Origin of the sequence: Roseivirga sp. UBA838 (genome assembly GCF_002296035.1) — a bacterium.
GTDB classification, from domain to species: domain Bacteria; phylum Bacteroidota; class Bacteroidia; order Cytophagales; family Cyclobacteriaceae; genus Roseivirga; species Roseivirga thermotolerans.
Window position 1 is genome coordinate 24726 of record NZ_DBHC01000050.1, and the last position, 10124, is coordinate 34849.

6 protein-coding genes are annotated in these 10124 nt (G+C 44.4%); 2 read left to right on the top strand and 4 right to left on the bottom strand.

Features of this window, described 5'->3' with window-relative positions; genetic code table 11:
- Nucleotides 1-446 precede the first annotated feature (446 nt).
- Nucleotides 447-1727, top strand: coding sequence for an efflux RND transporter periplasmic adaptor subunit (locus B3O12_RS17730; RefSeq protein ID WP_286747939.1), 1281 nt, complete (start codon nt 447-449; stop codon nt 1725-1727).
- A complete protein-coding gene (locus B3O12_RS17735) occupies nt 1727-3067 on the top strand; it encodes an ABC transporter permease (protein WP_286757278.1) in 1341 nt (446 codons plus the stop codon). The genes B3O12_RS17730 and B3O12_RS17735 overlap by 1 nt, the downstream gene beginning before the upstream one ends.
- Nucleotides 3068-3196: 129 nt before the next feature.
- Here B3O12_RS17735 and B3O12_RS17740 read toward each other — a convergent pair whose 3' ends face one another.
- The 4 genes from B3O12_RS17740 to B3O12_RS17755 all read right to left on the bottom strand — a co-directional run bounded on the left by B3O12_RS17740 (nt 3197) and on the right by B3O12_RS17755 (nt 9960).
- Nucleotides 3197-3730 (bottom strand): hypothetical protein, encoded by a 534-nt coding sequence (locus tag B3O12_RS17740; RefSeq protein ID WP_286757279.1) that lies wholly within the window; start codon nt 3728-3730, stop codon nt 3197-3199.
- A gap of 119 nt (nt 3731-3849) precedes the next feature.
- Entirely contained in the window at nt 3850-5391 is a 1542-nt protein-coding gene (locus B3O12_RS17745; RefSeq protein ID WP_189630786.1) for a hypothetical protein, read from the bottom strand.
- Between the two features lie 21 nt (nt 5392-5412).
- Nucleotides 5413-8817: a SusC/RagA family TonB-linked outer membrane protein gene (locus tag B3O12_RS17750; protein ID WP_286757280.1), complete on the bottom strand. Its 3405-nt coding sequence runs from the start codon at nt 8815-8817 to the stop codon at nt 5413-5415.
- Between the two features lie 87 nt (nt 8818-8904).
- Nucleotides 8905-9960 (bottom strand): FecR family protein, encoded by a 1056-nt coding sequence (locus B3O12_RS17755; protein WP_286757281.1) that lies wholly within the window; start codon nt 9958-9960, stop codon nt 8905-8907.
- Nucleotides 9961-10124 lie beyond the last annotated feature (164 nt).

A 10124-nucleotide genomic window follows, 5' to 3' on the forward strand; every position in this document is an offset into this window, starting at 1 on the left:
TAGAGAGGGCCGTTGAAATAAAAGTTCACCCGGTTGAATTTGTTCTTACGTAGTGTAATTAATTGGCCATTACACGGTCTTTATAACACGCAGTCCATAACAAATGACTCTGGGAGTAGAACAAAAATAGGTTGAGATGCATCGGAGAAGAATACCAAGAGGCTCTGGTTCTATGCACTTAAAGTTATTGATAACCAATAAACGATGGCATCCAGCGTATTGATAGGAGAGCATGAGTGGGAGGGCCGGGGCAGATGAGAAGCGGGTCGAATGTTGATGGAGGTGAAAAGTGAGTTTTGGGGAGAAGTGATGAAATAAGGAAGACTATATTTTTTTGATCAGACATCAAAGGTTGAAATATTAAATATAAAATTAATGTTAAAAATTTTAGTTTGAACAAGTTTTAAACTATCATTATAGTTTACTCAAATCATCAACAACAACTCATGAAAAATAGAAAGGTCATGGTGATTACGGGCGTCTTTGTAGCCTTAATCATCTTTTTCATCACAAAGGTTAACAAAGGCTCTTCCATGGAGAGCGAGGTACTTACCCAGGTAAAGGTAGGTTTGTTTAGGTCTGAGGTAACCGCCAGCGGAGAGTTATATGCCAAAAACAGCGTAAATATCTTAGGGCCTGATGGCATGCGTCAAGCCAATATTTGGGAAACCACCATTAGCCACATCATCGATGAGGGCACTGTGGTGGCCAAAGGAGACTATGTGGCCAGGCTAGATCAGTCGGAGCTTGGACAAAAAATTCAGCAAGCCAGCAGTGATTTTACCATCAGTTCTTCACAGTATAAAGAGGCCAAACTAGATACGGCCATGGAACTGAGAAAAGCCAGGGAGGAAATGGACAATATGCTTTTCGAAATGGAAAAGCAGAAGCTAGTGCTGGAAAATTCACAATACGAACCACCGGCCACTATCAAGGAAAAAACAATGGAGTTGGAACGGGCCCAAAAAAGATATGATCAGGCCAAGGAAAACTACAAGTTGCAACTAGAAAAGGCCAAGGCCAAGGTGGCGGCTTCTGAAGCCGAAATGTTAGAAGACAAGAGGCGGCTCGATTTTCTTCAGGAAATATCAAATCAGTTTGTAATTACGGCTCCGGAGGCCGGCATGCTAATTTATAGAAGGGACTGGCGCGGAAACAAAATTGCGCAGGGGGGAAGAGTAGCCTCTTACGACCCTATTGTGGCTACTTTACCTGATCTTACCAGCATGATATCCAAAACTTATATCAATGAAGTAGATATCAATACCGTGAGCGCAGGCCAATTTGTGGAAATTGGACTCGATGCTTTTCCGGAAAAGAAGCTCACGGGGGTGGTGACGAGTGTGGCCAATATGGGACAGCAAAGACCTAATTCTGACTCCAAGGTTTTTGAAGTAGTAGTAGAAATTAATGAATCTGACACCACTCTTCGGCCGGGAATGTCTACGAGCAATAAAATAATTGCCAAGGTGGTAGAGCAGGCTATGTTTGTGCCCGTAGAGGCCATTCACAGCCAGGGAGATTCCATTACCTACGTACTATTGAAAGATGGACTGAGTATTGTGAAGCAAGAAGTGGAGTTGGGAATTTCTAATTCCGATCAGGTAATCATAAAGTCAGGATTGACTGAAGGACAGAGCGTGTACCTTTCCGATCCCAGTGGTATTAACGACTTCAGCCTTAAGAGGCTCAACAACTCCCAGTCCATCGCCCAAAACAATAAGTAATGTTGAAGCAATTAGCATCTAACATGGCCATAGCCATGGAAGCGGTTTTTGCCAATAAAATCCGGTCATTGCTTACAGCATTGGGTATTATTTTCGGAGTAGCCGCAGTTATAGCTATGCTGGCAATTGGAGCCGGTGCCCAGCAAGAGATTCTGGAGCAAATAAAGTTGGTTGGTGTAAACAACATTGTCATTACTCCGGTAATTGAACAAACAGAAGGAGAAGTACAAGCCGAAAATGCCGGAGGAGAAGCCCGAAAACAAAAAAACCTTTCCATCGGTCTCAATTTTCTCGATGTGGAAAGCATAAAGAGTATAGTGCCTGGCATAGAGGTGGTAAGTCCGGAGGTAGTGGTAGAAACTTCAGTTTCTCGCAACGCCTTTCATCGTAGTGCCAAGTTGGTGGGGGTTGAAAACTCATATTTTGAAATTGCCGGTTTCCGTCTGCTCGAAGGAAATTTCTTTAATGAGGAACATGCGGAAATGGGTAAGCCGGTATGTATTGTAGGTAAGTCTATAGCCGCCAAGTTCTTTAATGGAGAAGAACCTTTGGGTAAATACCTCAAGGTGGGAAAACATTGGCTCAGGGTAATCGGGGTTCTGGAAGAAAGACTTATTTCTGACAAGAGTATCAGTAATCTGGGCATACGAGACTATAATATGGATGTTTATACTCCGCTGAGTACGGCTCTACTTAGGTATGAGAATCGTGCAATGGTTTCTAATACGGCCATTCAGGAGGCAATCAGGAATAGTAATATGGGAGTAGACCAGGGCAAAGCTAAAAACTATCATCAACTGGATCGTCTGGTGATAAAGGTGGCCGACTCCGATAAAATGAATGCCACCGCTGAGGTAATTAGTAAACTTCTTAAGCGCAAACACAGCCAGGTGGTGGATTATGAAATCACGATTCCTGAATTATTGCTGAAACAGCAACAGCGTACTAAAAACATCTTTAATTATGTGTTGGGAGGCATTGCGGGCATATCCTTATTGGTAGGGGGAATAGGAATTATGAATATTATGCTGGCTTCGGTTTTGGAGCGTATTAAAGAAATTGGGCTTCGCTTGGCAATAGGAGCTACCAAACGAGATATTATTTATCAGTTCTTGCTCGAATCGGTTATGATTAGCTTCAGTGGAGGAATGATAGGTATTATTTTGGGGCTGTCCATTGCCTTTGGCATTAGTCAATTGGCCGATATCCCAACACTGGTGCATATATCTTCTATTGCCCTTTCTTTTGGTGTGGCTGTTACGGTAGGAATAATATTTGGGATAACTCCCGCAAAACGTGCCGCCAGCCAGGATCCTATTACCTCGTTGCGTTATGAATGAGTGAATACTCGGATTGGGTTTTTCTTGCGGAAAGTAGGGAATTCGTTAATAATTGTATTTATTTGAAAAGTAACTGGTTTCCGTCTGAAACCAGTTCTAAACAAACTACTAACTAAACTAAAACGAAAGTCAGTTTCTTTCTCCGGTGGCCATTGGTTCCCGGTTGTTAAGATTTTTGATAAGAGCAGGGTAATTCTTGCTGGTTCGTATGGTCATTGTTCTACCATCGGTTCTGTAGAACCTCAGCTTTCCCATTGACATTTCCGCCACGTTGCCTTCAAAAACGTAAGCTCTTTTTCGCTTTCCATTTTCCAGGCGATAGGCCAGCGACATTCGGGTGAAAAAAGATTCGGCCACGCGACCTTTTGGAATCTTTCGTTCGTTTACTGCTTCATGGTTGGTATAAGACCTAAAGTGCTGGATAGTAGTGGGTAAAGGCTGATCTGTTTCCGGAAAAAATGGAGCCAGCATTAAACTGTCCCGCTCAAAATTGGACTGGTGAATTAGACGAATACCATCTATTTCAATCCAGTGCTCTGAACTGAACTCTCCTATAAAGTTGATCTCCAGCAGTTCTGCACTAAGCTTGTTTTGGGAGTGACAACCCAAAACCATTATCAGGCTGAGAATAAGAATTGACCCTATTGTTTTTGACCTTGACATGTGTTTGGTTAAATGAGGCTGTCTCAAGAATTTCACCGCTTCTTTCCTGACCATCACCACTTAAAAAATGGTGGCTAAAAGAGGATCGATCGATGAGACAGCCATTGTTTTGTTATCTATCAGGCTCCATCAGGATTTCCTATACCTCCAAAGGTGTAGATTTCGAGGCCAAGTGCCTCCAGCTCTGATGCCGGTACCGGCATACTGAGAGGGGTGCCAGGAGGTAGTTTCAAATCATCGATGGTGGTGATTCGTCTGGTGAAGTAGCCATTGCAGGCCGCTTGCCAACTCAGTTCTACCAGTCGCTCATAAGTGATTTCCCTCAGAAGCTCTTCATTGGTTTCTGCACCGGTTAGGGGAGCCAATTCTCCGCGTCCAACCCGACTTTCGTTAATGAGCTGGGCAGCTTCAATTTTACTTCCACCTGTTCTAACAAGAGCCTCTGCTCTGAGCAGGTTATTCTCAATAACTGTAAAGTGCGGCATAGGGCCCACGGAGTTATCATTTACAAAGTAGATATACCGGCTGTAGCTGTAATTACCAAAAATGTAGAAGCCCCGGTCAGACCTAAAAGGTACACTACTGTTGTAAGTAAAGTCGGTTTCCAGACGTTTGTCTCTGGGGCTGGTAATTTCGGGGTAAGACAACACATTGTCTTGCCAGGGGTAAGGTGCCGTTGGGTGGTCGGGGTCGGTATCACTGGCATTAAGAATGTCTCTGCCACCGGTTCCACCTTCCATCATGTTGATCATTCGTTGCGAAACCCGCACCCAACCGGCATACTGTCCGTTGGTTAAGGCTCTGGTATACCAATCGTTTCCTCCATCGCCAATGGGGGCAATGTCTTGAGTTATACCGTTGGTAGTAAGTTCAAGCACTTGCTGCCAATTGGTTTCGTTTATGGTTTGCTCTGCATTTCTGGCCGAAAACACTTCAACTTTTGCAGCATATGACCGGGCAAAACGAGCCGCTTCCTGAGAAGAAAGTGTTACACCGTTGAATCCGTTAAAAATGATTTCCGGGTTTTCCTCAAAAATCTGAGCGGCCTCCAGGAACCTTGCTATTGCGGCATCGGCACACTCTCTATAAGACTGTAGCTCTAAGCTACCCAGGTCTGCATCGGTTAGGTCTTCGCTAACAATAAAACCCTGATCGAAGATCATGGCCACCCAGCCCAGGGCCAGGCCTTGCATCATGCGAGCATTGGCCAATACAGAAAGAGTGTGATCTTCACCGGTGTTGGGGTCAATGGCTTTGCCATCGAAGTTATCGCGCATTACCTTCAACACATCGTTCACCGGGCCTATGGAGTTATAGATTCCTCGCCAGGGGTTTCGGTTCACCCGAACGGTAGAAGCCGTGTTAGAGTTTACGAACGGTCTGGGAGGAATTCTGCCCCCATCGAACATGGCAAAGTTGGTCCATGAGGAGGACATGATTTGTGAGGCTACCGACAGGTACATATTGGGGTAAGAGATTTGGGTTTGTCTCCACCACTCTCCGTAGGCTCCCTGTATTAAAGAAGGGAACTCTGCCGGATTGGATAGCACACCGTTAATGTCTAAAGCATTGTTGTTTTCAACCTCCAGATCATCACAGCTTTGGGTAGTGATCATAAGAGCCGCTACCGATAATGAGAATATGTATTTTTTAAGTTTCATATCATTCTGTTTAAGTAGGTATTAGAAAGTGAATGAAATTGAACCTGAGAAAGTCCTGATGAGCGGGAAGGTATATGTATCGTAACGATCATTTATACCTCCAAAAGTTGGATCGAAGCCACGGTATTTAGCAAACAGCAGTACGTTATTGGCAATAGCACTTAGTTGTACACTTCTAAACACGTTGTTCAATCCCAACTTGCTAAGCTGTGCTGTTCTCAGTTCATAGTTTACTGAAAGTTCTCTCAGTCTAATGTGTGAGGCATCTTCCACATACTCAGCGTTCAATCGTCTACCGTTGTAAATGGATTGTCTGAAGCTGGAGTAGTGTCTTTGCCCTTCCGGTCGGTGCGCTTGGTCATAGTCCGGGCCAAGTCCGTCCCTATCGAGCGACTGTAAGCCGGCATTGTACACGTCTCCACCAATCTGGCCTTCCCATAGCATGTACACATTCACATTTTTATATCGGAATCCCGTTCTTAACCCCAGGTTTAGGTCGGGACGGGCGTTTCCAATCAGCAGTTCCTGTGCTTCCTCACCATTATCGTTTACAATGGGCACCACACGCTCCTCATTAGTGTATTGAGTTCCTTTTGGAATTACGTATCCTAGGTCATTGATTTCGTAATCATCAATGGTAGAGGTGTTTCCGAGGCCTGCAAACTGACCGTTCAACACAATGCCGTTTTCGTCAACGGTTAGTTCATTCAGAGACTTAGCGTATCTTCTACCATACATTTGAGTAAGCTCACTGCCTTCTCTCCAAATGCCGGCACCGGAAGAGAGCACCTGTGGTGCATTGAACTCTGTAATGGTCTGCACGGTCCGGTCTGCCACCAAGTCAAAGGTCAACCCAACGTTTTCACTACGAATGGCCTGATAACCTAAGGTAAATTCAACGGTATTGGTCGATAACGTGGCGGCATTCTGTATTTGGGTAGATCGGCCACCCGTGGCAGCTACCGATATTGGCACAGAGAGAATCTGGTCCCTGTTTTCCTGAGTAGAGTAGGAGGCCAGGAAGTTGAACTTATTTAGGAATCTACCGCCAAGGGTAAATTCTGCCTCTGTAGTAATGTTGGGCTTAAGCTTAGGGTTGGCCAACTGTTGGGGGAAAGAGATGAGCCCATTGGCTACATTGGCGATCTCGAACCTGTCGTTGAAACCAGGTCTTCCTCCGGCTGTACCCAATGAGGCTGAAACTTTCAACTCCTGAAAACCGGGTATGGTAAAGTCCTGTGTAATACGATAGGCCAATGAGCCTCTGTAGAACCACTGCCACCTTTCATCTTCGCCAAATAATGAAGAGCCGTCTCTTCTCAATACGAAGTCAAAAATGTATCGATCTCTATAGTCCCCACCAACAGCAAGCGCATAACTGTCCGATCTCAGTTTTATGGGTCTGGTGTCTGTGGCTGACAAAAATTGATAGCCTCTGCCGGAAATATCTGCCAATACAGCATCTAAATGATCATAGTCCCGAAGTCCCAGAAAATCACCATCAATGGTGAAGCCTTCATCCACACGGTCTTCGTATTGATATTTTAGAGTAGACCGGAGGTTTACATCACCAAACTTCTTTATGTAAGTAAACTGGCCGCTGGCATTTATGGCCACTGTTTGGGCATAGCCTCGGTCGATATCGCCCTGGCCGGGGTCTCCAACCACTGCCAGATAACCCGGATTTTGATGACCACTGGAGTTATCAGCCCTGGTGTCGAAACCCATTATACCGGTAAACTTCAGGTCGTTGGTAATGTGTAAATCACCCTGAGCACTGGCAATAAAACGTTTTCTAACGCGCTCTGATCGGTTGTTGGTGAGTACGTAGAAGGGGTTAAAGAAGGAATCGAGAATAAACGAGTTCGCATCGTAGTTGTAAGGACTTCCGTCTTCTTCGTTTGGAGCAAACCAGTCGGCATCTGGTGAAGCAAAAATCAAAGTGCCAATATTTCTTGGGCGAGTATCGTCTCTATCCCAAATGTATCGGGAACGAACTTTCAGGTCGAACCGGTCAGAAAAACTCTGATCGAGGCCTATCGCAAAATTGTATCTGCGATTACCTTCATGCATCTCAATACCTCCTGAAGCATTTTGTTGCTCGAACGAAACGCTGAGGTTGGAATTGGCGGTTCGGTTGCTTAACCGAATGTAGTTCTTGAATGAAGTGGTTCCTCTAAAAAAGTCTTCGAGGTGATCTCTGTACCTTGAAAATGACACTTCATTGATGGAAGGTACTTTGTCTAAAGCCAGGCCGTCATCGTCAGTAATAATGTCTCCGTTGACATCGGTTTGCTTGTTATGGAATCTGGCTTTTTCGGGGTGTCTTCCTTTATAGGTGTTTTCAGAAACTACTTCGCTTCTTACAAATACAGAGGTTTGGCCTACCTCGAGCCCTTTGCCCGACTTGGTGTAAATGGCAATTACACCATTGGCTGCCCGCGATCCGTAAAGGGTGGCTGCAGAGGCTCCTTTCAGTATCTCGTACCGCTCAATGTCCTGAACACTGATATCGGAGAGGCTTCCTTCAAGTATGGCTCCATCGAGCAAAATGAGTGGTGAGTTGCTTGTTCTGAGGTTGGTAGCACCTCTCAATAAGATGGAGGGTCCTTGACCCGGAACATTGCTCGGAGCTACTCTTAAACCGGCTACTTTACCTACTAGGGCATTTCCTGCATTGGCAGCCGGTGCCTTTGTAAGTACCTGCTCATCGACACTGGCAATGGTAAAAGATAGTTTTTCTTTAGGTGTTTCTGCTGCAACACCAGTTACTACCAGTTCGCCCAGATTGGTTACATCGGGCTCCAGAATTACGTTGATAATGCTTCGGGAACCTACAGTGACTTCTTGAGTGATGTATCCTAAGTATCTGAAAACCAGAATAGTGTTGTCGTCAGGTACTTCAATCGAATAGTTTCCTTCCAGGTCTGTGAGCGTACCATTGCTGGTGCCTTTAATGAAGACACTCACCTGTGGCATTCCAAACCCTTCTTCTCCTTCAGTAACCTTACCGGTAATGGTGCGGACTTCAGCTATACTTACGGCTGGTTCTGCACCGGGAGGGTTTTCCGAAGCGGAAGAAACGGAAATGTTGTTGTTGAACTGTTTAAAATTGAGCTGTGCCAGCTTAGATACTGTTTCCAATAACTCGGCTACGGTATAGCTCTTATATGACAAGTTGATGCTTACATTCTTGTTGAGATCTTCTTGTTGATAGAAGAATTTGAAAGGCGACTGGGCTTCTATTTTTCGGAAAGTTTCCTTTAGTGAAGCTTCGTTTAACTCCAGAGTTACTTTGTATTCTCTAATGCTTTGAGCTCTGGATTTGGTGGCCATCAGGGTAGATAAGACCATGCATTGAATGATTGTCCCATACAGACAAAGACGTGCTGCTCCCCACAGCACCGCCTTAAGATTATTTTTCATATCTTAGAGGTGTTTTAATATTAAACATACAGTTATGTCCAAGGCACTTCTGCTGCAACAGGGTGCCTTGGTAGTTTTAGCGGTTGTTTATTTCATAGGCGTATCTGTTTTTAGTTTTTCCATAGGCAATTGATCATTAAGTTTAATTAGTATCTGGTCTTCATTTATCTGACTTTCGAAGCCCATGCTATAACCAATGGTGCTTAACACCATTTCCAGGCTCTGTCTTTCGAATATACCTGTTCCTTTGTAATACAATTCTTTGGCACTCGAATCGCCTTCAATGTCAATGTCCACATCGTACCAGCGTTCAAGCATTTTAACTATTTCTTTAAGGGGTTGATTCTCAATGTATAGCTTCTCTTCTCTCCAGGCAGCTGTCTTTTCTCTGTCCATTGTGTTTTTGGTGAGGTTGTTAGACCTTTTGTTGAATTCGGCCTGCTCATTGGGGTAGAGTACCAATGAAGAGTCTTTGGAGTGCTTAGTGCTATCTAAGGTGCTTACCTCCACCGATCCGGTAAACAGAGAGATGGAGGCTAGCTTTTCGCATTTATAGTCGCGCACATTGAAAGAGGTACCCAGGGCAACGGTAGAAAGATTTCTGGAAGTAACCACAAAAGGGAGATCCTTGTTTTTGGCTACTTCAAAGAAGGCTTCGCCATCGAGGCTTATGTTTCTATTAGTTATTCCGTAGCCGGGGTCATAGGTGATTTTGGTTTCGGCATTAAGGGTTACTTTAGAACCATCGCGTAAAATGATGGTGCTTCTAAATCCCTTAGCTGTGGCTTTTACTATATCGGCCTGTGCCGGCAGCTGATTACTTTGATGAGAGCCAGGGGCTATAAAGAAATAAGCCACTATAACTGAAAGAACAAGGCTAGCTCCAACTACAACTTTTCGGATGTTGTTTTTTGAGCGAAAAGACGAAGTGGGAGTATAAGGTTGTGTGTGTGTTCTTTTTGGGGGTACTATAGCTTTCAGAATGTTTTGCTTCACAGTGACTTCATCATACTCATGAAGCTTTTCATTGGAGGTTTCTTCCCAAAGGTCGCTCAGCAAATCGTGCAACCGATCGGTGTCTTCCGTGTGGCGAATGAGTTGCCGTAGTTCTGATGACTTATGATTTGGATATTTCTTTTCCAATAGTCTGTTTAGTATTTGTCATTTCGTGCTCCCTCAAAAAAAGGGAGGCTTAACTAATAGTACACAAGGATTGGCTGTAGCCATTACTCGTTAGAAAAAAAATTAATAGGGTTACTCATTTAGATCGCATTTGTTAGCCCCAGTATACTAGCCATAAGCTGTGT

Coding starts and splice junctions, on each gene's coding strand:
- B3O12_RS17740 (WP_286757279.1), bottom strand. CDS start 3,730: ATGTCAAGGTCAAAAACAATAGGGTCAATTCTTATTCTCAGCCTGATA.
- B3O12_RS17750 (WP_286757280.1), bottom strand. CDS start 8,817: ATGAAAAATAATCTTAAGGCGGTGCTGTGGGGAGCAGCACGTCTTTGT.
- B3O12_RS17745 (WP_189630786.1), bottom strand. CDS start 5,391: ATGAAACTTAAAAAATACATATTCTCATTATCGGTAGCGGCTCTTATG.
- B3O12_RS17730 (WP_286747939.1), top strand. CDS start 447: ATGAAAAATAGAAAGGTCATGGTGATTACGGGCGTCTTTGTAGCCTTA.
- B3O12_RS17735 (WP_286757278.1), top strand. CDS start 1,727: ATGTTGAAGCAATTAGCATCTAACATGGCCATAGCCATGGAAGCGGTT.